Origin of the sequence: Paenibacillus sp. NPDC057934 (assembly GCF_042887565.1) — a bacterium.
Classification (GTDB): domain Bacteria; phylum Bacillota; class Bacilli; order Paenibacillales; family Paenibacillaceae; genus Paenibacillus_AQ.
Genome location: NZ_JBHVPB010000008.1, coordinates 341,167 through 366,319 on the forward strand (window position 1 = coordinate 341,167; position 25,153 = coordinate 366,319).

Genomic DNA, 25,153 nt, shown 5'->3' on the forward strand with positions numbered 1-25,153 from the left:
CTTGAAAAAGCTGGTACTTCCATACAGATTCCCAAGAAAAACACCCCTTTACGGGGTGTTTATTGAATATAACGTGATATATAGATTACATGTCAGGAACAGTCATTCTACAAAGGTTACAAAATTGTATCTATTGATTTTTATCATAGCACATCTTCAAAATATCTGCAAAAGCAGTTATTCGATCCCTGCTGTCCAGGTCGCTACTTTATCGGGGTTGCTCTCTACCCAAGCCTTTGCTGCCTCTTCAGGCGACTTGCCGCCCTGAATCTGCACCATCACCTCAGCCATATCCTCCGGTGTCCACTCGAATTGATCGAGAAACTTGTAGACCTTCGGCATATCATCCTTCAAGCCTTTGCGGACCATGGTATGAATTTGTTCATCACCGCCATACACATTCTTCGGGTCTTCCAAATATCGGAGATCCATATTGGCAAACATCCAGTGCGGTGTCCAGCCTGTCACGACGATAGGTTTGTTGTTCTTATAAGCTTTCTGCAGTTCTTGTGCCATAGCAGCAGAAGAGCTCTCCACCAGCGTATAATCACCAAGTCCGTAGGACTCGATCGCCTTTTCCGTAGTGGTCATAATTCCCGCTCCAGGCTCAATACCGATAATTTTATGATCCAGTTCGGCTCCCGTCTCGGCATTCTTCAAATCCTCAATCGATTGGATGTTCATATAAGCCGGAACGGCAAGCCCAACCTTTGTTCCATTCAAGTTTACGCCGAGATCCTCGATATCATTCCCATATTTTTCAAGATAGGAAGCATGCGTACCTGGCAACCAGGCAGCAACCATGGCATCCGCACTGCCGTCTGCCACTCCGGCCCACATTGGTCCGGCATCCACCTGCAGCATCTCAACATTGACTCCGAGCTTCGATTCCAGCACTTCCTTAACTACATTTGTACTGGCAATTTCCGAATCCCATGCTACATAAGCTAGTTTTACCTTATCATTGCTCTCTGCCGAACATCCGGCGAGAACCGCGACTAATAAGGCTGTCAGCATCAAACCTAAGCTTTTTTTCTTCATTATAAGGTAACACTCCTATCTTTGTTTTGGTTTCAATGCGTTCTGAGTCAAACGGTCGAGCAGAATGGCAATCACCACAATGGCGATCCCTGCTTCAAAGCCCGCTCCAGTCTTCGCCTGCGATACCGCACGGTAAACCAGTGCCCCAACACCCTGCGCACCGATCATCGACGAGATGACAACCATCGACAGAGATAACATGATCGTTTGGTTAATCCCCGCCATAATCGTCGGCAATGCGATCGGTAATTGCAGCTTGAACAGCTTCTGTGACGGCGTCGAACCAAAGGCATCAGCCGCCTCTACAAGTTCAGGCGAGACTTGCCGGATCCCGAGATTCGTCAGGCGAATCGTTGGCGGGATGGCAAAGATAATTGAAGCAATTACACCCGGAACTACACCCAGCGAGAAAAAGGATACCGCAGGCAGAAGATACACAAAGGCTGGCATCGTCTGCATAAAGTCCAGAATAGGTGTAATCGTATTCTTCACCGCATTACTCTGCGCACATAGAATTCCGATAGGTACGCCTATCAGCACCGCCAGAATAGAAGCGGTCAGAACAAGCGCCAGTGACTGCATCGAAGGCCCCCATAAACCGAGGTTTTCGATCAGCAGCAGGCCGATGACCGCAAATAGTGCCATTCTCCATTTGCCAATCCAGTAAGCCAGGGCAGCAATAATCACGATAAGAACAAACGCTGGCAGGAATGTGAGCATATTCTCGATTCCTTTCACCATGCCGCCGATTACTGCATGTATAACATCAAACACGGGACCAAAATAGGTCGTCAGCCATTTTTCGAGCCATTCAACACCTTGTCCCAGTGGTATCTTAGGAATGTTCATTACACGTGCTCTCCTTCCGGAACTGCGTTGCCGGCAAGCGCTGAAAGAACGGCACCTTTAATGACAATTCCTTTGAGTCGATCGGATTCATCCACTACAGCTACCGGCAAATGTGTCTCCGACATCAGCTCGAACAAATCATTGAGCAAGGTATCGGGGTGCACACGGGGGATCTCCCGCCGCAGCACTTCAAGTATTGTTTTATTCTCTTTAATCGCTTGGGCCGCATCTTCGGCCGTAATAACACCTTGGAGCTTCATTTCTTTATCTGCTACATATAGACTGGACACGCCACTATCGCGCATTAATTGCAGCGCCACGCGGGGACCGCGCTCGGGTCTGACCATCTCTGGTTGGCGCATCACATGCGCAGCGGTCAGTACCTTGGACAGATCCACATCCTCTACAAAACGTTCCACGTATTTATTGGCAGGTTGGATCAGAATTTCTTCTGGCGTGCCAATCTGCACGATGACGCCATCCTTCATCAGCGCGATCCGGTCACCAATCCGCAGCGCCTCATCCAGATCATGCGTGATGAACACAATCGTCTTCTTCACTCGGGCCTGAAGCTCCAATAGTTCCTGCTGCATATCCTTGCGGATCAGTGGATCAAGAGCGCTGAACGCTTCATCCATGAGCAGAATATCTGGATCATTGGCTAGCCCGCGGGCCAAACCAACCCGTTGCTGCATCCCGCCGCTGAGCTGATCCGGGCGATGATGCTCCCAGCCTTTCAGACCCACAAGTTCCAGGGCCTGCATGGCGAGCTCGGTTCTTTTCTTTTTCTCCACGCCCTGCACTTCAAGGCCATACTCCGCATTCGCCAGCACCGTCCGGTGCGGAAACAGCGCAAATTTCTGGAATACCATACCGATATTCTTGCGCCGGAACTGCCGAAGCTGCTCGGGGTTCATCCCAACTACATCGTTCCCTTTAAAAAGAACTTGCCCCCCAGTAGGCTCAATCAAACGGTTCAGCAAACGAACCAGGGTTGATTTACCACTACCTGACAACCCCATAATGACGAATATTTCTCCTTCTTCAATACTGAATTCGGCCTTATTGACACCGACAGTCAGCTTGACTTCCTGAGCGATCTTCTCTTTGGACCACCCTTGTTCTAATAATGGAAGCGCACGCCCCGCATCATGACCGAATACTTTGGTTAGCTGTTTCACCTCTATAATAGGCATGCTGACCTCCTTCTCCCGTTTCTGTATCGGGTTAGTTCACTTCTAATAGTCTACCGGACTTATGAAAAAAGATGCAAAGCGCATAATCGGATAAAAATTAGTGTACAGTTTTAACTTTACAAACTATACACTAAGAATACTCTGTTTTACGCCATATTCCTTTCGTCACGAATTCTTTACTTATTAACCATGATTTGATTACAATACACAGTAGAGGTTTGCAGTCTATTAGCCTAATCCTCAGGAGGGACATCATGAATGATTTAGAAGGGCTTGCGCCCGAACAAATCGAGAAAATCAGCAAAGCCCGGGAACGAGTCATTGATTCCATCGGTAAAAATATGGACTTATACGGTATCACCCTGTCTATCGGGCATTTATACGGGTATATGTACTTTAATCAGGGTCCGGTTACGCTGGACGAGCTTAGCAAAACTATGGGGATGAGCAAGACATCCATGAGTACAGGCGTCCGTACCCTGCTGGACCTTAAAATGATTGATAAAGTATGGGGAAAAGGCACGCGTAAAGATCTGTTCGAGGTTGTTCCAGACTGGCATCAGAATTTCAGCGATTACTTCTCCATTAAATGGAGAAAAGCCGTTGAGGGAAACATGAATGCTTTAGCCAAATCCATGAATGAAATCAAGGATATGAAGGCAGAGTACAGCGATGACGCAGAGCTGCTGAAGCTGCTGGATAACGACGAGGAAAAGATCGGAGAGGCGGTTAAGTATTACCGCTGGCTGTTGAAGCTGATTGAAGCACTGGAAAGTGGTAAAATCTTCGAGTTGATTCCTAAAGAAACGTAGCACGGCCACAATGATTAGGGGTTCCTGTCAGCCAATTTATGCATGGCTGTGCGGGAACCCCTTTTTTTGTAGCAGGTGTATGATCCAGCTTTTGTAAGTGTATACATTGTTCACTGGTCTAACATTATCGTTTGACTTGCCCTGGTATTCAGCATAAACTTAAATATAATTGTTTTCGTGCCAGATTTCACTTGTAAATGCGACTAAAGAAAGCGCTGACAAACAGCCCTTTTCAGATTTTTATTTATAGCCGGAGGGTGGCTTTTTCATTGCAGTTGAACATCAAAAAAATTGCCGAAATGGCTGGCGTATCGGTCTCAACGGTATCCAAGATTATGAATAATTACCCGGATGTCTCCGTAAAAACGAAGCAACGAGTGATGGAGATCATCGAACAAACCGGGTACTCCCCTTCCAACTCCGCCAAGACGCTGGCGACCAAAAAATCCAGCCTGATCGGTGTTATTTTTGCCGGGGAGCTGAATGTCGATTTCACCCATCCCTTTTTTCTTGCCGTGCTCAATGCCTTTAAGAAACAGATGGGTGTGCTCGGCTATGATCTGATCTTCTTTTCCAATGAGAAATTCTTAAGCGGCGGCGATTACTATTCCCGCTGTGTTCATTTTCATGTAGACGGCTGTGTGATCATTTCAGGAGAACATATGGAGCCGGCCATTCAGGAACTGGACATGAGTAGCATTCCTTGTATCGGGGTAGATCTGGAGCTGAAGGGTAAAAAATCGGGGTACGTGACGTCGGATAACTATCAGATCTCCTCCAAGGTTGTCGAGCATTTCTACCTGCTTGGTTACCGGGAGCTTGGTTTTATCGGAAGCACGGCCAATTCGGATATCTCAAACCAGCGGGAAGCCGGATATATTAAAGCCATTGAGGGCTTTGGCATGACTATTAACGAGAACTGGTTCGTTCATGGCGACGATTTCTTCGAACCTAGCGGTTATGATGCCATGCAGAGATTGATTCAGTCCGGCCCTTTGCCTAAGGCCATCTTCGCCGCCTCCGACTTGCTGGCGCTCGGCGCGATCCGTGCGTTGAAGGAACATGGACTACGCATACCAGAGGATATTGCTATGATCGGCTGCGACGACATTGAAGCCTGTAAATACACGACACCAACGCTGACGACGATCCGCCAGAACAAAGAACGGCTCGGGATTCTCGCTGCTCATATGCTCTACGACCTGATCAACAATCAGTCCGAGGGCGGCTCCTTCGTTGTGGAGCCGGCACTCATCATCCGCGAATCCTGTGGCAGCCACCTGCACGATTAAGGATGACATCTCTTTTGCCACCAGCCAGGAGAATTGGCGGCGGCAAAGCCAAACAGCCTGTCCTAGCATGATAGTATGCGGGGGCAGGCTGTTTATTTATATTAGCGTAGCGGGGGCGGAATAGGCCCCCTGCGCTTTTTATAACAAGATCAACTTACAACGGCGTAGGCTCAGCCACTTGTTCATCCAGCTCCAGGTTTACCAATTGCCCGACCTGCGTCAGCCCTGCGCCAAAACCGTACATGAGGACAGTCTGACCATTCTGGACCTTGCCCTCCCGGATGCCCAGATCAAGTGCCAACGGGATAGAAGCGGCTGACGTGTTCCCGAAATGAACGAGACTGTACAGCGCCTGTTCCAGCGGGAAATTCATTCGCTCACAAATCGGCTCAATCATCCGCAGGTTCGCGCTGTGTGGAATGAACCAGTCTACCTTTGCAAGTGTCGTCCCTGCCTTGGCCAGCAATTGCTCCACACCCTGTGGTACGGTCCGAACCGCCCAGCGGAATACCTCTCGCCCATTCTGCACAAGCAGCTTGGTATCCACAAGCTCGATATCTTCAATCTTAGAGGACAGCCCTGTACGGTATACATGATGCCCACCGCTGCCGTCACTTCCCATATGGAAGCCGAGGAACCCGGTAGAACTGGCCCCGCTTTCCACCAGCACCGCTCCCGCCCCGTCACCGAACAGGATACAGGTACTGCGGTCAGTGTAATCTGTAATTTTAGAAAGAGAATCCGCACCCAGCACCAGCACCTTGCGATGCAGTCCGGAAGTCACAAGACCATTGGCCATATGCAGTCCGTACACAAATCCGGCACAAGCTGCACTCAGATCGATGGCTCCAGCGGTCTGCGAAATCCCTAGGCGATTCTGTATCAAGGCAGCCACGGAGGGAAAAGGAAAGTCAGGTGTGCTTGTAGCGACAATTATCATGTCTACATCCTGAAGATTTTTTCCATACCGCTTCGCCAAATCCTCTGCAGCAGCTACACATAAATCACTGGTGAATTCATCCTTGCGGCTGATTCTGCGCTCCCGGATACCCGTTCGCTGGACGATCCACTCATCATTGGTATCTACCATCTTCTCCAAATCGGCATTGGTGAGCCTTTGCGCGGGAACATAGGTCCCGATAGCTGTAATCTTCGCACCTGTCAATTCATTCACCCCGTTATTTAGCATCTAGTGTTAGTACTTGGTACTAATTATAACAAATGAACTCATTCATTTGCAACTGGGATTATGCCAATTTACGCGTATCCCGGCCTCTTTTTCTGCGGAACCACAACGTAATCAACAAGACCAGAATCACGATAACAGCTACTAATGTGATGACGATATTCTTGATATTAGGTGCATAAACCACCAGTTTAAGCGGCTCGGGATTTCCGAGTGACATGTGCCAGGTCAAGGTCCGGCCATCCTGTGAGGTAGCATTGTTCGGCCCATAGACATTCACCGGCAGCGTCAATTGAAAATCAAAAGCAAAGCTCTCCATAAACATCCGCACAAACGATTTGGGGACATTTAGCATCCCAAGGCTGTCTATAATCTGCTCAGAGTAAGCACTCAGCTTGGGTTGGACCTCCAGATCATATTTGGTGTACAGCCATTTGGGGTCTGTAATGACTTTGGTATCCACTAAGCTCATACCGTCACTGGGCTGCACTTTCATCTCCTCTACAGAGGAATAGCTTTTGATGAACTGATAGTCCACGTCTTTGCCATCCTGCACCTTGTGAAGATCTATACCTGACTCCGCCAGCTTGTCTGTCAGCATTTGTTCAGCTTTGCCACTAATCAGCGAGTCTGTGCGGGAATCCAGCTTCACATGAACAGCAAGGTCAACACTGCCATTTTTGTGAACCGTAACATGCGCAGTCCCTTTCGCACAGCCTGACAATAACACGAGCATGAGGATCATCCCCACAATCATTGCCGCTCTCTTCTTCATCCGCATGCTCCTCTCCTCCGTAACGTTTCTCCTCATAATGTCTTATCAATCTATATAGCATAATATAGCCGCTCTAAGGATTCAAACACAATGGGCAGGCTTCGCCCTCTCCATCCGCACAAAAGCCCTTCGCATCCTCAAAGGGACGGGAAGGGCTTGATGATATAAGCTTTATACTGTGACTAAGGATTAACCTCGATCCCACCAACGATACGTTCCGACCGATTTCGGAGGAAGCACTGCCGTGAACTGCCGGCCAGCGCACAGAATACGGAAGGACTGCTCCGATTGCGTCTGGTTAATAACCACAGCCACTAGCGAGCCATCTTCATTGCGGAATGCTACATTAGTGACGGTGTCGACAGAGCCGTAGCTGCTACCGATTCGAACAGCCCCCCGCCGGACAAACTTACTGTACTGGCCCAGCAGATGATACTCCGGGGTTCTCCAGTAGCGGTCTGCTTCATTGGCATCCTGGATAAACATCGTTGGTCCAGGCGTCCCTAACCACTGATGAGGGGCAATGCGGCTGTTAAGCATTGTGACCCAGGCGTTATAGCTGCTGGCATAATTGCGGAAGTAGCGGGCCATCCGGTCCGCGCCACTCGTTCCCCAGAGCGAGCGCTCCGTCAGATAGATTGGCTTATCGGGGTAAGCGGCATGAATTTCACTCATGACCTCCGGATCGCCTTCATAATCGTGCAGCGCAATACCGTGAACCCCGGCGCCGGCTTTGACATCATTCAGAATCGGCGCCACATAGTTCCAGACCTCGCCGAAGTTATGGTCGAAAATCCAAAGCTTTGTCTCCACTCCATGCGCTGCGAATTCCCTCGCCAGCGCTACTGCCAGCTCCTTCTGCCGTTCCGGCGTCATATGGCAGCTCGGATAATCCGTTTCCAGCAGCGGCTCGTTCTGCAGGGTCATGGCATAGATCGGGATGCCTTGCTCCCGATACGCCTGAATGGCCAGGCGATAATACTTCGCCAAGGCATCTGTATACTCGCGGCCTTCCTTCAAGCGGCCGCGCTTCAGGCTCCCGCTTGTCTTCATCCAAGCGGGAGGACTCCACGGTGAAGCGAACAGCAGCGTGTCTGGCGCCAGCGCCAGCAGTTCCTTAATCGTGGCGATGATGGAGAGGTCGATATCCTTTTGAATCGAAAAATGCTTCAGTTCAAAATCACTCTCCCCATCAGGTATATCATCATACGTATAGAATCGCTCGGCTGTAAAATCAGAGGTTCCCAAGGTAATGCGAAACAGATTGAACTCGATGCCATCCTCAGCATGACTGAGCTGCTTCAGGACGCTCTCCCGCTTGTCTGCACTCATCAGCGACAAATTGCAAACGCTCGTCTCTTCCAGCGAGGTTCCAATACCCAGAATCTTCTGATAGGTAAGTTCCGGCGATACAATCAGGGTGGTCAGCTCTTCATCTTCAATCGGGCTGGGAACGACCCAACTCAAATCCGATTGTTGACTCAGGTGATATGTATGCTCTTGCGGACCCTTAAACCAGCTTTCCTTGCCCGGGTCCTGCTCCGAGCTGAACCAGACTTCCACCGTTTCTACCGGTTTGTTCTCATAGTTCATTGCAGTCATCTCTCCTTGTTCTCTTACGTATTCAAGAAAAAAGCGGCGAATAAATTCGCCGCTCCCTTAAGTACTGGGGTGACAGCACCGTTAGGTACTACCAACCCGTGGCACCTGTTCTATTGGATTCCTTTTTCATCAAAATACTTGTTGGCTTCGCCTTGCACGTAAGCAAGCAGCTTCTCTACACCAGCCGCTTTCAGCTTATCGCGGTAAACTTTCAAGGATGCATCCACATCAGAGGTCAAGCCTAACATCAGCGGTCTTCCGTATTGCTCAAATACCTGGTTAACAGCAGCCAGCTCGGTTTTGACCGGATCGTAATCCAGATAAATCTGTCCAAGAATATCCGGCTTGCTGATCGGTTTGAATTCTTCCTTCAGCTTGTCGAGGCCTTCCCAGCCGCCTTTTTCTTTCTTAATGTTCTCTTCTACACGCCAGCCCCAGCTTGCGATGTCATAGCGTGGTGTAACGTTCAGGTCAACACCTGGTGCCGGAATGACAATGGTCTTATCATCATCACCTTTTGCCCAGTGCGTGCCTTCGATACCATAAGTCATTAAGTTGTAGTAAGCAGGATCATTGCGCAGCTTATCGAGTACCATCAAGGAACGTTCCGCATTATCCGAGCTCTTTGGAATCGCCATACCGTTCGCAATCGGCAATGTAGGAATGACATAGTTATGGAAGCGGGTGAACGGGAAGAACCCTATTTCCATTTTGAGGCCTTTAGCCTGCACTTCGTTGATAAATCCGCCCGCACTGGACGGGTTACGCCAGTAGATCGCACCTTGACCCGTCTTGATGAAGTCGCCGGCTTCCTGTTTCGAGGACAGCGAGTTCTTGTTCCAGAAGCCCTTCTGCTCCCATTCTTTCATTTTCTTAACCCAAGCTTCGTATTGATCCGTGAACGGAATGATCTGAATATCGCGTGGTGTCGCATAGGAAGTTGCACCAATGATCTCACCGGTAATCATTTGTGTATCTGTCCAGAACTTGAACAGGTCATTGACGTTCTCATAAGCAGCACCGTTGATCGGCGTCACTTTCTTCTGTGTTTTAACAGCATCCATATAGGCCTCGATGGAATTCAGATCCGTAAACTCTGGCAGATTGAGCTCTTTACGCCAGTCTTCACGATAAACATAGCCAAGTGGCGTATATTCAGGATTCGTGTTCGGTACAGCAAAGATACCATCACTTACCGTTACTGCATCCCAGTCCTGCTTCGGTACATTGGCCCAAGTTACTGGCGCATAAGTTGGCAGCAGATCTTTCAAATTCTTGAATGCGCCCTGTTTAGCCAGCTTGTAGAAATCCGCCCAGTTGGAAGCGAAGATCATGTCAATCTTCTCGCCGGAGGTCAGTAGCAGGTTGTATTTGGTTAGCCAGTCATTCCACGTTGTAAACTTCAGGTCAACCGTTGTGTTCAGATCCTTCTCAAGCATTTTGTTCCATTCTGCAACAATCTTGTCCTGATCCTTATGGGCATCACCAACCAGATACCAAGTCAACTTGACCTTCTTCGACGTGTCCGGGCCTGCTTCACCTTGCACCGGTGCGGTATTACCGTTGTTTTTCTCTTTTTCCGGCGCCGCACTGTTGTTGTTACCGCCCCCGCAGGCTGCGAGCAGCGAGATCAGTAAAGACATGACAAGTACGAGCGTTAATCTCTTGGTTACCTTTCTCATCATTGACTCCTCCTTAAAGTTTGTCTCATTGAACCCACTATTGTTCAAACTTCATGCTATGTTAGCCGGAGATCCGGTTCTAACCTTTAACAGCTCCTACTGTAAGTCCCTTCACGAAATAACGCTGAACGAACGGATAGAGCAGAACGACAGGCCCTGTAACCACAACAGCCACAGCCATCTTAAGTGTTTCGGTAGGTGGAACAACATTGGCCGCCAGATACGACCCATTATTCGTCTGTAGCACCGCGGCACTGGACAGAATTTTGTACAACAGGAATTGCAGCGGATATTTATCACCGGTTGTGATGAACATGTTGGCGTTGAACCAATCGTTCCAGTAACCGAGAGCTAGGAATAATCCGATAGTCGCAAGACCCGGCGTCGAGAGCGGCAGAATGAGCTTCCGGTAAATTAGGAAATCCCCTGCACCATCGATTTTGGCAGATTCCACTATGGATTCCGGGATAGACTTCATGAAGCTGCGCATCAGAATGATGTTCCAGGCACTAAGCAATGGCGGCAGAATCAGTGCCCAGTAACTGTCTTTGAGACCCAGGTATTTGGTCATCATGATATACCACGGAATCAATCCGCCGCTGAACAGGGTTGTGAAGTAAATGAAGAACGACAGGCTGTTGCGGTAGAGAAAATCTTTGCGGGAAAGTGCATAACCTGCCATAGAGGTCAGGAACAATCCCAGTAACGAACCTGCTACCGTCACACCGATCGTCACGCCATATGCACGGTAGATTTGTTCCGGTGTACTGAACACCGAGCGGTAAGCTTCGAATGAGATGGTGCTCGGGAACAGTTTGAAGCCTTCCGAGATAATCTCCAGCTCATCCGTGAACGAACCGGCGACAATCAGCCAAAAGGGCACCAGACAGATGATAGAAATCAGGGCCAGCAGCGTGTACCCGATAATATTAAAAGCAATGGTTGCTTTGTCTTGCTTGATCTTGGAGCCGGTTTTCTTTCTGCGTACTCCCGGCAGCTTTTCTACTTCAGTACCCATGCTTATCCCCCCCTTAGAACAACGCGTATTCTTCGTGCGTCTTTTTGATAATGTAGTTCACCGTCATGATGAGAGCGAATCCGAAGAAGGATTGATACAGACCCGCAGCTGTTCCCATCCCGATATCAAAGTTGATCGTCAGAGAACGGAAGACATACGTATCGATGATATCCGTAGCTTCGTACAGCATGCCGTTGTTACCGATGATTTGATAGAAGAGGTCAAACTGTCCTTTCAAAATACCGCCGAGACTGAACATGATCAGCAGGATAAAGGTCGGCATGAGCAGTGGGAGCGTAATCCGCCGAATCTGTTGAAAAATGTTGGCACCGTCGATCTTGGCCGCTTCATAATAGTCCTCACTGATGCTCATGATCGCCGCCAGGTAAATGACTGTGCCATAACCGATGCCCTTCCAGATGTTGAAGAACACGATAATGTATTTCCATGGAGCTGTCTGAAGGTAAAAATCGTAAGTCTGTAGACCAAGCTGAGTCAGTACACTGTTGACCACCCCAAGATCGGAGAAGAGGTTGAACACGAACGCTCCTACGAGTACCCACGACAGAAAGTATGGAAGAAACATGAGCGATTGTGCGGTCTTCTTGAACCATTTGCTGGTCAACTGGGCCAAAAATATCGCACAGATGATCTGCATGATGTTGCCAAGAATAATAAATGCCAGATTGTAGAGCACTGTATTCTTCGTCAAATCCCAAAGGATGCCTGACTTAAACAGAAACTCGAAATTTTTGAACCCAATGAATTCGCTTCCAAATAGTCCCCCATCGAAATCAAATTTCGTAAAGGCGTAATACACACCAACCATAGGAATGTAACTGAAGACGATGAAAAACAGCAATGTTGGAGCTACCATCAGAAACAATACTTTGTTTCGATTAAGCTCCCGGATCAATCCGCCTTTTCCAGACATAATTGTATAGCCTCCCTCGACCTTCTTTATCAGATATTGCGCTCTCCGGTGCTGTTCTCCGGTTGCAATGCCAATACTATAAGACCCCGGGGGAAGCAGCAACTAACCATACCCGATGTGACTCACTTTTCAGCGAAAAGGAGCACTACTCTTTTCCGAACTCACTCTTTTTTCCTGTCACGCCCCAGTCATATCAAGGGTTTGCGGCGTTTGGTCCCGATAAAAAAAGGAAAGCCGCCGGGTATCTGCCCGAGCCTTCCTTAAGTGTGTTGCTGAAAGTGTTCAGGCGAGAATCGCACCCTCTCCACCCTCATCCTCTTTCTGTTGTCTGCTATTCCTCCGGTATTCGGCTGGTGTTACGCCATTATGCTTCTTAAAGGCTTTATAGAAGTACGGATTATTGGTAAAACCGGCTGACTCCGCAATATCGCCAATGCAATCATCGCTATGTGTCAGCAGTTCGCGGATTTTATTCATTCGCACTTCCTGAATATAACTAAGAATAGTCTGGAAGGTATGCTGCTTAAATACACGGCCGATATACGTGGCTGACATGCCCATTTCATCTGCCAGCATCTCTAGCGACAGATTCTGATCACCATAACGCTCGTCAATCATTCGTTTAATACGCCCCGGCAGATCATCCTGCCGATTCTTCCGCTTCTCATCCATATGCTTCTCCAGCAAATCGAACAGAGACATATACCGCTCCATTAGTTCCGCCATCGTATCCACCTGCGTGTGATTGTAGAGATCCAGCGACGGGACAGCAAGCTCTTCCGAGGCAGCAGAATGCTGCCGAATGGTCCGGATCGCATTCTGCAGCGCATAGGTCAGGTGAGAGCTCGCCAGTTGATACGAGATGTAGGAATAATTGGCGGTATCTCCGATAATATCGGTGAACAGCCGCTTGGTTTCTGAAATCCGGCCCAGCATTAATTCGTCGATCAGCTGCTTCTCCTTGTGTATCGGATACTCATAGCTCCTGGTCTTGTTCATCTCGACCGTCTCCGCATCAATATAACTCCCTGAGCCACTGAAGACCCTGCTAAAGGAAGCTTCGACAGCCTGCTCAAACAAGGTATGTAAGGACCGAACACCCTTTCCGTTGAGGCTCGACGATATTGTGATGGACAGTTTCAAATACTGGGTCACGGCTTCTTGGATAAGCCCCGCATAACGCCTGTAAGTCTCCTTATCATCAACCTCCGCATCCTCCGGCTGGATGATGATCACTGCACGGTTATCCCCCAGATCGGCAGTTGCTGCCGAAAGTCCGGCGCCAATCAGCAGTTCATGGGCAATATTAAGGATGCCATAGCGCAGCAGCTTGCGGTCCTCCGGCTGGTACTGATCCACTAATGCCCGGTAGTCATCTATCGTAATCAAAAATACGCGCAGGGAACGGTCCGGGTCCAGCCCGATTCCGTAGCGTAAGAACATTTCTTTGACTCGCAAAGGATCACTACGATTACACCCGTTGAGCAAGCCTCGCATATATTCAGAACGCATAGCCTGCTGGCTCTCCCGCTGTTCCGATTCGAGGTTCACAAGACGGGACAGCTTCTTGTTGATTCCTGCGAACAGGCGCTTTGACACTACAAAGGAAAGAGCAAGCCCGGCGAGCAGGATAAGGCCTGCTGTATAAAAGGTCTTGGTGCGCATATTGTCGATCCGCTCACTGATCAACGTATAGGGAACAATACGGATATACCGCCAGCCCAGGTTATCGGGCTCACTATAGGTTACCAGCGATTTGATACCGCCGACCTTCATGGGAAAATAACCCGAAGACTCGTCACTGTTCAGGATGCGGTCAATATATGGGGTGCCTTTCATATCTGTCAGCATTGGTGTAGTCCAGCTGTTGGAGACTAGCAGGCCGTACTTGTCGATGAGAAACGTGTTCGCGGCGTCATTAGTCAATGAACCGTCGATGTGCTTGTGTAGTTGAGTCTCCTTGATATTAACGACTACAGCATTCCGGGGAGTTTGCTTGGCGAGCGTGTCATATAGTAAAAAGGTATACGTGTCGCGCTCCTTCTCAGCGATATTCCCGGCTAAGCCTTCAATCCGCAGCTTGCGGGGAATCGGTGTCATCGTCCCATAGTCTCCAATGTGCTTCAGTATTTCCTTCATATCCTGGTCATAAAATTCTTCCTCGCTGAAAACCGAAGGCACACTCATGTCTGAGCTGACATAGAAGGTGTGGGCTACCGCATTATAAATATAAATGGAATCAATAAAGGGTGAGGTCTCCCTGTAATTGCTCATTTGCTTGACCGCATCGGAGATTTCCATGGCGCTCACATTAGGAAAATTCAGCAGGGCAGCGATATTCTGGTCGTTGTGTATTTGCTTCGCAAAGGTCGCAGCGGTCAAGGTCATCACCGAGACCTCTTGCGTGGTCTGGTCCAGGCTGTCCACCGTCTGCTCATAGGATTGATTCAATGCGATCCGTTCAAAATTCAAATACAGAATTCCCGACAGGATAGAAATCGTCAGAAAGATCGTCACCGTCATCACAGAAAAAAACTTCCCATAATACTTGGTGTCTTTCCCGCGCAGCATTTTAAGCACCACCTAGCCCCCTTGTCCCGAAGATCCTTTGATCACCAGTGTCGAACGAATCTGCATAAGCTGTAGCCCGGTTCCTTCATCGCCCTTGATCTGCCCGATCAGCTTCTCTGCAAGCAGGGCCCCCATTTCATATAAGGGCTGCTCTACAGAGCTCAACCTCGGCTCCACATAATTAGTAATCCGAATATTGTCTACCCCGACTACAGCCATACGTTCGGGAATGGAAATCCCGAGCTCGGCACAAGCTTTATATACGCCAAGTGCCATCTCGTCATTGGCAGCGAAAATAGCTGTAAAATCCCCGCCTCCGGCCCACAATCGTTTAAACGCGTCATACCCGGCATCCTCAGAGAAATTCCCGTCGTCTATCCGTTCAGGCAGAAAGGGCAACCCCGCCTGGGCAAGCCCTTCCTTATAGCCCTCCAGCCGTTCGATACTATCTGTCGCATCAGCAAACCCGCAGAGAAACGCAATCCGGCGGTGTCCGACTTCCAGCAGATGCTCCACAACTTCCCTGCCAATTCTCCTGTTATCGGTAAAAGAGCAAGGGATGTCCGGGTGCTCAATCCGGCGACCAATCAATCCAATCGTATACTCATCATCTGCAAAAGAGGTGATCTCCTCGTCGCTTAGCTGCGGTGTCACAAGAATTAAGCCGTCCACCGTGCGGTTCTGCAACAGTGAGAGCAGTTCCACCTCTTTGGCCTTCTCATTCTGCGAGTCGCAGATCAGAATCTTATATCCCAGGGTATTCGCCATGTTCTCGATGCCCTTAATAATTTCCCCATTATAGGAAACCCTGATATCCCTGACCACTACACCTAATGTCATCGTCCTGCGCGACCGAAGCTGTTTTCCCATCGCATTGGGTGTGTAGTTCAATTCCTCGATGGCTTGGAGTACCTTCTTCTGCGTCTTCTCCGTAACGAGCGAGCTTCCGTTCAGCACTCTGGATACCGTGGCAGGAGAAACATTCGCTTTTTGCGCTACATCTATAATTTTGCTGTCCTTCACTTGATCACGCTTTCATTGGTTGTTAATTCATTATAGTTGTCGATGAAATCGATTTCAATATAAAATTTGCAATGTTCTTCCATTCCTGTGCCCACATATGACTGTAAAAGAAGAAAAAAGCCGCAGATCATTTCTGCGGCTCTTTCAATAACTTATTTTATTTTTCCAACAAGGTTACCGAAGCCTTTTTGATGTCATATTGCTTTCCTTTTCCTGCATTTACAAGCTGACTAATTTGCTTATTGGCTAATCCGTTCGTTGGAGCAATTGCATCTAAGGTAATCTTGTTAGTCTTCAGCTCATTAATAATCTGACCAAGAGAGAAGCTTGTTTTCCCCGTTGAAGCGTCTTTATCATGTACAGGGGCATCTGTAATAAAAATAATTCTTTTTGCATTCTTACGTCCTGCCAGCTGCTGAGCGGCCATATGGATGGCCTCCAGTCCAGATTCGTTCTCATCCCCTCCGCCAGCCGCAACCAGCTTGCTAAGGTTCGTCTTTAAAACATTCTTATCATTAGTGAACGGGAAGAACTCCAAATCTTTATATGAGCTTCTATAATTAATGTCCCGATAAGCTACGATCGAGAAATTCGAACCGGCTGGAACGGAATCAGCGAACTTCTTCACCGTCTCTTTGACATAATCAATCACTTCACCCATACTGCCCGTCACATCCATAACGAACACAATATCTGTAGGTGCAGTAATACCTTGAGATATTTTTTGCAAGATCGGTGATGTACTAGTAGCTTCCGATGGGGCAGGCTTCTCGCTCTCGGCGGTTGTAGGAATGGACGGTGGATTTTGAAAAACAATAACGGAGCTGGAGCTCTTGCTCCACTCTACTAATCCGCCAAGCGCCTCGCTCACGAATCGGATCGGCACCATCGTGCTGCCGTTGATTAACTGAGGAGCTGCACTAAGTGTCACGGGTACTCCATTTACATAGGCGGTAGTAGATCCGATCTTAAGAACAATCGTCTTTCCTTCTTTAGTTGCCGTGACAGTCTGAGTAGCACTATCCCATTTCACCGTGGCACCCAAGGATTCGAAAATCGCCCGAAAAGGTACCAGTACATTCCCGTTTACATTTACAGGCGCTTGCGTATAAGCTTGCATTTTCCCTTTAACGAACACCTGAATCTTCGACTCAAGATTTATCGGCACAAATTGCGGCACCGATGTCGCCAATCCGCCAGATTGATTCACGGTCTTGAGATAAATATAGTACCCGCCCGTAGTAAGGCCTAGCTGCGTGTTCAGAGTATACGTCACGGATTTTCCTGGAGTCACCCGAATTTGCCTTACAACTTCATTACTCGCATTTTTCACGATAAGATAAGTCGTATATGTTGGTTGAATGACCGCCGTTGTCACATTTATAGTAATTTTACCGTTACCACCTAGAATAATTTGACCCGGATAGCTTTCTCCGCTAGGGATATGGAATTCTGGTTCAACCCAGAGAACTGGCTGCTCCGTTTCGATTGGTGGTTCAATTACACTTGGCGATAGCGAAGGATTTGTCGGAGCAGCACCGCTGGAGACCTTGGTTCCTGTAATAGAACTGACAGGAAAATAAAAATAAACTTTGGACTGAGCACTAGGTGCTTTGCGCTTCTCTGAAAGAGTAATCCATTGATTTTCTAAATTGAAAGTAAATTCCGAGTTCGGCACCTTAGCACCGTCTATGTATAAGCTAACTTTCTTATTGGAATTAAGGATATAATTTGTGGTTAATTTAAAAACCTTCGTTGATCCGTCCGCTCCAACTAAAGTATTCCCAATATAGGTTGAACCGGAGATCACCTCTCTCCATTCAAAGGTCGGATGGATGGTAGCGGTAAAATGAAGCTCGGTGCCCGGATCTGGCGTTTTATTCAACGTAATGGTATTACGATCATAATCCACAGTATAGTTTTGAGGATCAATTTCTACCTGGTTGATGTACAACCTTATCTTCGTATTATCACCCGTTAATTTATTATACGTTGTAAACGTGAACTCACGGCTTTGCCCGTCCCCATCCTTCAGGATATAGAGAAAATTGTCACCTTCTCTAACTTCCGGCAGGAGATCGTTCGCCTTAGCGTTAGCCCCACCGGCCCAAAGACTCAAACTTCCGAACAGCAGGATAATGGCCATAACCAACTGCATTACTTTCCTTAATTTCACCTATCTCACTCCATTTTCTTGATGATTAACAATCGATAACCTGAATAATATTCCAGCAGAGGAAATCATAGATAACACCAACTCTACCATACTAAACCATACTTTTATAGGGAATTATTCCTAGTTAGAAGGACTAGCCTTATTCCCGATCCGACATCCGGCCAGCGTTGCTCCCTGTACCAGCGTTAACTCGCACGATGAGCATCTTTTTCATTACATTCCCTCCATTTTTTGATACCTCTTTTTTATTACTTTAACCAACAAGTATGGAGATACTGTGTAGGTGCCGGAGCATTTGGGAATTTTAAAGGTAACACATCTCGTCTTCAAGATTGGGAGGACATCACATCTTGAACACCCATAAAATTCTTACACACATATCCCATCGTCCTTATCCCTTGCCCAAAGGACCGTGGATGATGAAGCAAGGCTGGAATAAGGTCTTATTCGCCCATTGGCCTGTGAGCGAAGCTTCTGTAGCTCCGTTTATTCCTCCAGGCCTGGAATTGCAGCACTGGGAAGGGAGACCCTGGATTAGTGTCGTTCCCTTTCGGATGGACCCGCTGCTCGTCAGGGGACTGCCTCCCCTTCCTTTCGTCCACACGTTCCTGGAGCTTAATATTCGTACCTATGTGATCAGAGACGGTAAGCCGGGCGTCTTTTTTCTGAATATGGATGCTTCCAGTCTGTCTGCTGTTACCGGTGCCCGCGCCCTCACCTACTTGCCGTATAGATATGCAGATATGTCTCTTCAGCCCGAAGGGCAGAGTATCCGATACATCAGCAAAAGGCAGACCGCACATGGAGAGGCCGTATTTAACGGTGTCTACTCAGCTGTTCAATCCACGCCAGTACATGCCCTGCCCGGGACTCTCCTTCACTGGCTAACAGAACGGTACTGTCTGTATACTGCCAGTTCAAAAGGACATCTATATGTCGGTGACATTCACCACCAACCATGGTCTTTACAGGAAGCCAGACTCCATCTGGATTGCCATACTTCAACCCAAGCACTAGGTCTTGTACACGAACCAGAGCCTTCGCTTCTGACCTATACCGAGCGACTTGAGGTACTGCTCTGGCCGCTGAGAAAAATATAAATGCTGCTAACCTCTTATGGCATGAACCACTCAGCCTATTAATGATTCAGCACAAAAAAGACTGCCCTCCTGTCGAATAGCGACGGAAGGGCAGCCTTGGTGTCTGTCTAGGATTCATTTTTGGAGATATGGTTAAGACTTGGCACATAATCCTCAGCCTTATTGTTGGTCAACGTCTGAGGCTCCTCCGTGAAATGAGCGTGATTCTGCTGATTGTTCTTCTTATCCGCACGATTATTCGCCCGATCAACCTTCGGATCTGCGCTGTTCTTGGGCATAACATTCACCTCCATCCCTTTACGTTAGTATGGGGAACGGGAGAATCTTTTATCCCAAGGGAGAATGTGTTGATCTGCGCCTAAAGTAATCTCGGCTTCCGCTCATTGAGCGTCCTTCTGCGGGGCCATATTGTTGTAGATGTTGTCCGCCGTCACTTTCCCTGTGCTAGTATCCTGAGAAGTATAGCCGGAAACGATATTGCCCACTTTAAATTCTTTTTGTAGCAGTTCCTCGGATGGTTTCGCTGCGGTTGGACCTTTGATGCCCAGTTTCGTCGCGTCAGTTACCGTTACCCACAGATCACCTACCTTAAAGCTCTTGCCGTCCGCACTTACCTCAGAGATTACACCCTCAATATTCACTGCAGCTTTACCGGTAACTGGGGGTTTAGTGGTGTTCACAGCCGATGGTGACTGCGTGTTAAAAAGTGTACTCTGGTTCATTGTAAAAGTCCCCACCGCTAATACCGCACATGCCGCGATCCCAATGGTCCAACCTTTTACGGTTCTCTTCTTTGCTGTTTGCATATTTACCCGCTCCTTAGGATTGTTATGATTGTTTATAGTTGTACGTTTTGTATTATCCATCTCTGATAACAGCTTCTGATAAGTTACCTCATTGAAATCTTCACTTGTTTTCACACGAGACATCGCTGATTTATACACTGACTTCTTCATCTTCCAGACCTCCAATCTTTTCTTTTAAAAGAAGGCGTCCACGCGCAAGCCATGTGCCCACAGTTGCCGGCTTCGCTTGCATAATCTCGGCGATTTCCTGAATCGAATAGCCTTCGTAATAGTGCAGATGAATGGGGATACGATATTTTTTATCCAAGGCCAGTACGGCCTGTAAAACCTCGTTTTCTTCTTTCGGGAGGTAGCTCAGATCCTCCGGGACCGGATTTCTGCTTTTAAACCAGCCGGTTTTCAGCATATTTTTGCTTTTATTGATCGTTGTTCGGATTAGCCATGCCTTTTCATGCTCGTTATTTTCAAAGGCCGGACGTTTTTGCAGGTAGGTCAGAAACACCTCTTGCGTCACCTCTTCTGCATCCGCCACATTTTTTAGGTAAGTGAACGCAATCTTAATCATGCTTTGAGAATATAAGTCCAGGGCCCGTCGTACCGATTCATTGATATCAAATGAAGTGTACACCTCACCACCTCCTTTCACTTTAAATACAACTGAGCCCTCTGATATTTTTCATCACGTTTAATATTTTTTTAGGATGCAACGGTTGCTGCTAAATTAATACAAAAAAAGCTCCGGCCCGAAGGCAGGAAGCTCAGCGTATCATCCTATTTCAATTTGTTTCCGTACCGGGATCGAGCCCCAACAGTCGGGTAAAAGTACATATGGTGTATTTTGAATACAATAACGACATAATACATGCATAAAGTGAACTTAAGAATAGCACCTTGCTGATTGATAAAGCCCTGATACTTACAGGGCATTCACCAGTCAGCTTGCCTAATTCTTAAGCTCAGCTTATATAGCTGTCACAAATTTAACTACTGTAGGTGGGAAAAAAGATGACCCTTCTATTAACAATTGTTATCGTAGTTCTGATACTTATTCTGGCTGCCTTTCTGTATTTGCACCAAATCCCGTTCGGAAAGCTGCCCTCCGGGAGCCGGCTTGCCCGAATTGAACAGTCTCCACATTACCGGGAGGGGAAGTTCCACAACATACTGACTACGCCAATCTATAGCGAGAACTCTAACTTATATACTGTTGTAAAGGAGAAACTCTTTACCAAGGAGCGTCTCAAACCACTTCAGAAGATTCCAGTACAGAAGACGGATCTCCATACTCTTCGGGAAGATGAGGAAGTGATCGTATGGTTCGGCCACTCTTCGTTTTTTATCAGGACGGGTCGTAAAAATATGCTGTTCGATCCGATTTTCAGTCCGTCGGGCGCACCAGTCTCCTTATCGAAGGCCTTTCCCAGCACCAATGACTATACTCCTGACGATATGCCGGTTATCGATTATCTGTTTATCTCTCATGATCATTGGGATCATTTCGATTATGCAACACTCACCGCTCTGCGGCCAAAGATCAAGCACGTGATTTGTGGTTTGGGGGTAGGTTCGCATTTGGAGCATTGGAGATTTAACCCGGAGATTATTACAGAGCTGGATTGGGGAGACACGGTACCTATGAGTGATGGTTTTACTGTGCATGGTGTCACAGCGAGGCATTACTCGGGACGGGACTTGCGACGGAAGCGGACATTATGGTTATCTTTTGTCATAGAGACGCCTTATAAAAAAATATTCTACAGCGGAGATAGCGGCTACGGGCCTCATTTTGCCGAAGTCGGTAAGCAGTACGGGCCCTTTGATCTCGTCATACTAGAAAATGGGCAATACAATACGCAGTGGAGATTTATTCACATGTTTCCTAATGAAGTGCTAAAGGCAGCGCAAGACCTGCGTGCAAAAAGGCTACTGCCCGTTCATTCCGGCAAGTTCGCCCTAAGCATCCATACCTGGGACACACCTTTCCGCAGAATATCTGAGCTCGGTGAGGATGCAACATTTCATCTGCTAATGCCGATGATCGGCGAGCGGGTGGAACTGTGGAAGGATCAGGAGCAAGTTGAGCGGTGGTGGGAGAGTGTTGAGTGAGAATTTAAAGAACTAAAAAATCCGAATTCCATGATATGAGATAGATGTATTTATTTAATTAACTGTCTTACGTTCTAAGATAAATCTAATTTCAGCGACTACCATCTGTAACCAAACAAGATAAATAGTGACTCACGATCCCAATTCAATATTAGGGATGGTATTATATTTTTACAGCTTCAAATAACCAGTTCGTATTACTAACCCGAACAAGACTCATATTAACCCCAATATTTCTCTCTAATTTAAATTTTCTACTTTGTTGCTAGGAGCCATGCTTGTTCTAGCTGTTCCGTTCTCTGCCTACGCACAAGCACCTAATAATCTTGATAGCAATAATCTGTTTGATTCAGTATCCAGACCAGAATTTGGTCCTAATGCAAAGGCATTTGGTGTTACTCTTATTACAGCTGAGCAATCTGGAGGTATCTCCGTACTCACAACTTCCCAATCTCCAAGTGTGACTGTTCCCATTAATGTAAATGGAAACCAAGGAAATCAAGCTGGTCAATCCTTTATTATTAGTGAACATAATTCAGTGAAAGTTTTAGTCAATACAGTACCTTCTAATATGTCTACAGTTAATATTGGAATAGTAGATGTAACCACTGGAGCCTCCGTAGGATATATGCCGAATGTTTCAGTAAATAAAGGAATAACATATAACGCCGGATCCAATGCTAATCATACATTTAAGGTTCTTGTTAGCACTAATGAAAGTGTATCAAAAACTGCAAATTTCTCCATCGAATCTTATAATCAATAATCTTTTTGTGAATGAATTATTAAAAGTGAGTCAATTAAACCCTAAGGTTTAATTGACTCACTTTTTCATATTAATTTATAATTTTTGCGATAACCTCACCAGTCTTATTAAACGATAAATCAATATACTTAGTTAATTTTGCACCATTCGTAAATGTAACACTAATTGTGATCTTTTCATGTGGTATGTTAGTAATATTTCCATCAGCCGATAGAATATCTAATGCATATAAAGGAACCCAATTCACTGCAAAGGATCGGTCGCCGAGTTGTGCATAATATTTTGGGGTAACCATTTTTCCATATTGATAGTATGGTGCATTATTCATATTTAGAAATACAAGGTTTTCTCCCTTTTCCTTTGCCTTCTGCTCTTCTTCAAGGTAGTCCTTATCTTGCTTCATCATTAAGTAATCGGTATAATTCAACTGTCCTCTTTCACTCCTGTAAGTAACGGCAACAATATCTTCTCCTTTTACACTAATGGCATTTCTAGAGTCCGAGTTGATGTAGTTGGTATTGTATCTCCACACTTTATTTCCCTGTTCATCAGTTGTTTCAACAGGATCACCCTCTCTTTTAATTGTCCCGAACGGCAATTTAACTCCTGTTTTTCCCGATATCTCCACTACAATACTGTTTGTTGTAACATCATTGTTAACGTCGGCAGCATAAGCTATCATGGAAAATTTCGGCTGATTCACCGGATATAGCAGTGTACCAATGGACAGCAATACTGCAAGAATAGAAGCCGCTACTATCCATCGAAGGCCCATCTCTTTTCCTTTAGGTTTAAGATGCGTATTTGAAGTCCTACAATTTGCATTCAAAATATGGTTCAGCATTTTTTCTTTTTGAGTATCCGTAGGAGTAATTTTATTGAAAAATATATTCATTTTGTCTCCTTCCATAAATACAAGCCTCCTTAAAAATTCATTTTGAATTGTTTCCTCCCATTTCTTAGCTGGGTGCGAATTGTACTATCTTTTATATCTAAAATTTCTGCGATTTCTTTACTGGAGTAACCTTCATAGTAAAAAAGATAAAGTACAATTCTATATTTATGAGGTAAAGCCATTAATTGCTCCAATACTTCATTAAAAATGGGATCATTTGTAGTTTCTAAGATACCTTCTAGGTTGACACGCTTTCTTTTCCACCAATTTTTTTGAATGTTTTTACAATGATTTTGCGAAGTAACAATTAACCATGCTTTTTCATGATTTAGATCAATAAAGGTTTTGCCTGATTGAATTAGTTTAAGAAAAACCGTTTGAACTGCATCCTCAGTGTCGGGAACATTCCTCAATGACATAAAACATATGCGGTAAACCATTTCTACGTGTTGACTGTAGCTTTCAATAACCTTGTCATCTGAGTTTATATTTGAGTCATTCATGTATTTCCTCCTTCCTACTAGTAACACAATTGAAACACCTAAAATGTTGTTTTTTAGAAAAAAAACCATAACTTAATTCAATATATATAATATACATTGTCAAGTCGTAACAATTACTTCGAGCAATATCAGGTTGGTAATTACTTTCTTTATAAAATGGTTTTTAGTGACAAGTAAAAGTATTTTGGGAAAGTTCATTTCCTTTCAACCAAAAATAAGCTGATCTTCGAGATTATCAACTGGTGCTGATCCCATAACTTGATACAAATCAAAATAACTTCAAGAAAATGCAAACATGTCGTAAGTTATGGAGACATGAAGTGCACCATTAAGATAGCATTAGAATAAATCACTGTTTTATCCGATGAAATTCTAGGAACCACATATAAAGATCGGTTGAAATATTGGATGAGGAACTATCGGGAATGCGGAGAGTTTGGACTCGTGGATCAGCAAAGAATGCGAGATGTATGCCGATCAAAACAGGCAGGTTATGCCGCTGAAGCGGGAGAACAAAATGCTAAAAAAGTGTTTAGAAATCTGAATGCTGGAAATGAAAAAGAGCGGTACGTATAGATTAGAAAGCAACAAATGAATATCTGGTTACTCAACTTGTAAAGTTTTTAGGGCCTCTAGGAATTGGATACTACGCTTTTTCTTAAGCGCAAAGCATTCGATCATGATCAAGAGGATAAAACAACTCGAAGTAGGTCTATGAACACTACAATGGAGTCTATGGCTACCCACAGCTTCAACTGTTCTTGCTGCAGGATCATGGGGTTTGGATGAATCATAACAAGACTTCGACTTATACAGGTAC

23 protein-coding genes are annotated in these 25,153 nt (G+C 46.3%); 6 read left to right on the forward strand and 17 right to left on the reverse strand.

Annotated elements, in window-relative coordinates:
• Positions 1–177: 177 nt before the first annotated feature.
• From ACFVRY_RS20140 to ACFVRY_RS20150, 3 genes are read right to left on the reverse strand one after another with little or no spacing between them, the layout of a single operon-like run.
• Complete coding sequence (locus ACFVRY_RS20140; RefSeq protein WP_387502072.1) at positions 178–1,041, reverse strand: glycine betaine ABC transporter substrate-binding protein; 864 nt, start codon at positions 1,039–1,041, stop codon at positions 178–180.
• A 15-nt stretch (positions 1,042–1,056) separates the two neighbouring features.
• Complete coding sequence (locus ACFVRY_RS20145) at positions 1,057–1,890, reverse strand: ABC transporter permease (protein ID WP_387502074.1); 834 nt, start codon at positions 1,888–1,890, stop codon at positions 1,057–1,059.
• Positions 1,890–3,086, reverse strand: a complete 1,197-nt coding sequence (locus tag ACFVRY_RS20150) for a quaternary amine ABC transporter ATP-binding protein (RefSeq protein ID WP_175371420.1) — start codon at positions 3,084–3,086, stop codon at positions 1,890–1,892. The genes ACFVRY_RS20145 and ACFVRY_RS20150 overlap by 1 nt, the downstream gene beginning before the upstream one ends.
• A gap of 254 nt (positions 3,087–3,340) precedes the next feature.
• Here ACFVRY_RS20150 and ACFVRY_RS20155 point away from each other — a divergent pair, with 254 nt between their 5' ends.
• Both ACFVRY_RS20155 and ACFVRY_RS20160 read left to right on the forward strand, forming a co-directional pair.
• On the forward strand, positions 3,341–3,898 hold the full coding sequence (locus tag ACFVRY_RS20155; protein ID WP_387502076.1) for a GbsR/MarR family transcriptional regulator: 558 nt from the start codon (positions 3,341–3,343) through the stop codon (positions 3,896–3,898).
• A gap of 275 nt (positions 3,899–4,173) precedes the next feature.
• Positions 4,174–5,190, forward strand: a complete 1,017-nt coding sequence (locus ACFVRY_RS20160; RefSeq protein WP_387502077.1) for a LacI family DNA-binding transcriptional regulator — start codon at positions 4,174–4,176, stop codon at positions 5,188–5,190.
• Positions 5,191–5,344: 154 nt separating this feature from the next.
• Here ACFVRY_RS20160 and ACFVRY_RS20165 read toward each other — a convergent pair whose 3' ends face one another.
• The 9 genes from ACFVRY_RS20165 to ACFVRY_RS20205 form a co-directional block, all read right to left on the reverse strand.
• A complete protein-coding gene (locus ACFVRY_RS20165; RefSeq protein ID WP_387502078.1) occupies positions 5,345–6,379 on the reverse strand; it encodes a ketoacyl-ACP synthase III in 1,035 nt (344 codons plus the stop codon).
• Between the two features lie 58 nt (positions 6,380–6,437).
• The gene (locus ACFVRY_RS20170; protein ID WP_387502079.1) at positions 6,438–7,151 is read right to left on the reverse strand and encodes a hypothetical protein; all 714 of its coding nucleotides are present in this window, start codon (positions 7,149–7,151) and stop codon (positions 6,438–6,440) included.
• Between the two features lie 189 nt (positions 7,152–7,340).
• The gene (locus tag ACFVRY_RS20175) at positions 7,341–8,744 is read right to left on the reverse strand and encodes a glycoside hydrolase family 30 protein (RefSeq protein WP_387502080.1); all 1,404 of its coding nucleotides are present in this window, start codon (positions 8,742–8,744) and stop codon (positions 7,341–7,343) included.
• Between the two features lie 119 nt (positions 8,745–8,863).
• Complete coding sequence (locus ACFVRY_RS20180; protein ID WP_387502081.1) at positions 8,864–10,438, reverse strand: extracellular solute-binding protein; 1,575 nt, start codon at positions 10,436–10,438, stop codon at positions 8,864–8,866.
• 76 nt (positions 10,439–10,514) lie between these two features.
• A complete protein-coding gene (locus ACFVRY_RS20185; protein WP_066376197.1) occupies positions 10,515–11,453 on the reverse strand; it encodes a carbohydrate ABC transporter permease in 939 nt (312 codons plus the stop codon).
• Between the two features lie 13 nt (positions 11,454–11,466).
• The gene (locus ACFVRY_RS20190; RefSeq protein WP_066376190.1) at positions 11,467–12,387 is read right to left on the reverse strand and encodes an ABC transporter permease; all 921 of its coding nucleotides are present in this window, start codon (positions 12,385–12,387) and stop codon (positions 11,467–11,469) included.
• 282 nt (positions 12,388–12,669) lie between these two features.
• The gene (locus ACFVRY_RS20195; RefSeq protein WP_387502130.1) at positions 12,670–14,958 is read right to left on the reverse strand and encodes a helix-turn-helix domain-containing protein; all 2,289 of its coding nucleotides are present in this window, start codon (positions 14,956–14,958) and stop codon (positions 12,670–12,672) included.
• 12 nt (positions 14,959–14,970) lie between these two features.
• Positions 14,971–15,981, reverse strand: coding sequence for a LacI family DNA-binding transcriptional regulator (locus tag ACFVRY_RS20200; protein ID WP_387502082.1), 1,011 nt, complete (start codon positions 15,979–15,981; stop codon positions 14,971–14,973).
• Positions 15,982–16,138: 157 nt separating this feature from the next.
• Entirely contained in the window at positions 16,139–18,157 is a 2,019-nt protein-coding gene (locus ACFVRY_RS20205; protein WP_387502083.1) for a stalk domain-containing protein, read from the reverse strand.
• Positions 18,158–18,507: 350 nt separating this feature from the next.
• On the opposite strand from ACFVRY_RS20205, the gene ACFVRY_RS20210 reads away from it, so the two are divergent.
• The gene (locus tag ACFVRY_RS20210; protein WP_387502085.1) at positions 18,508–19,257 is read left to right on the forward strand and encodes a YqjF family protein; all 750 of its coding nucleotides are present in this window, start codon (positions 18,508–18,510) and stop codon (positions 19,255–19,257) included.
• 107 nt (positions 19,258–19,364) lie between these two features.
• On the opposite strand, the gene ACFVRY_RS20215 is transcribed toward ACFVRY_RS20210, so the two are convergent.
• From ACFVRY_RS20215 to ACFVRY_RS20225, 3 genes are all read right to left on the reverse strand, one after another.
• Positions 19,365–19,535 (reverse strand): hypothetical protein, encoded by a 171-nt coding sequence (locus tag ACFVRY_RS20215; protein WP_175406486.1) that lies wholly within the window; start codon positions 19,533–19,535, stop codon positions 19,365–19,367.
• Positions 19,536–19,637: 102 nt separating this feature from the next.
• Complete coding sequence (locus ACFVRY_RS20220) at positions 19,638–20,213, reverse strand: hypothetical protein (RefSeq protein WP_387502086.1); 576 nt, start codon at positions 20,211–20,213, stop codon at positions 19,638–19,640.
• On the reverse strand, positions 20,194–20,691 hold the full coding sequence (locus tag ACFVRY_RS20225) for an RNA polymerase sigma factor (protein ID WP_387502087.1): 498 nt from the start codon (positions 20,689–20,691) through the stop codon (positions 20,194–20,196). Before ACFVRY_RS20225 ends, ACFVRY_RS20220 begins: the two co-directional genes overlap by 20 nt.
• 377 nt (positions 20,692–21,068) lie before the next feature.
• Here ACFVRY_RS20225 and ACFVRY_RS20230 point away from each other — a divergent pair, with 377 nt between their 5' ends.
• Both ACFVRY_RS20230 and ACFVRY_RS20235 read left to right on the forward strand, forming a co-directional pair.
• The gene (locus tag ACFVRY_RS20230) at positions 21,069–22,169 is read left to right on the forward strand and encodes an MBL fold metallo-hydrolase (RefSeq protein WP_387502088.1); all 1,101 of its coding nucleotides are present in this window, start codon (positions 21,069–21,071) and stop codon (positions 22,167–22,169) included.
• Positions 22,170–22,443: 274 nt separating this feature from the next.
• Entirely contained in the window at positions 22,444–22,935 is a 492-nt protein-coding gene (locus tag ACFVRY_RS20235; protein ID WP_387502089.1) for a hypothetical protein, read from the forward strand.
• 70 nt (positions 22,936–23,005) lie between these two features.
• Here ACFVRY_RS20235 and ACFVRY_RS20240 read toward each other — a convergent pair whose 3' ends face one another.
• Together ACFVRY_RS20240 and ACFVRY_RS20245 are read right to left on the reverse strand one after the other, a co-directional pair.
• Positions 23,006–23,845, reverse strand: a complete 840-nt coding sequence (locus ACFVRY_RS20240) for a hypothetical protein (RefSeq protein WP_387502090.1) — start codon at positions 23,843–23,845, stop codon at positions 23,006–23,008.
• A gap of 14 nt (positions 23,846–23,859) precedes the next feature.
• Positions 23,860–24,333: an RNA polymerase sigma factor gene (locus ACFVRY_RS20245; protein ID WP_387502092.1), complete on the reverse strand. Its 474-nt coding sequence runs from the start codon at positions 24,331–24,333 to the stop codon at positions 23,860–23,862.
• 408 nt (positions 24,334–24,741) lie between these two features.
• Here ACFVRY_RS20245 and ACFVRY_RS20250 point away from each other — a divergent pair, with 408 nt between their 5' ends.
• Entirely contained in the window at positions 24,742–24,909 is a 168-nt protein-coding gene (locus tag ACFVRY_RS20250; protein WP_387502093.1) for a hypothetical protein, read from the forward strand.
• The last annotated feature ends 244 nt before the right edge of the window (positions 24,910–25,153 follow it).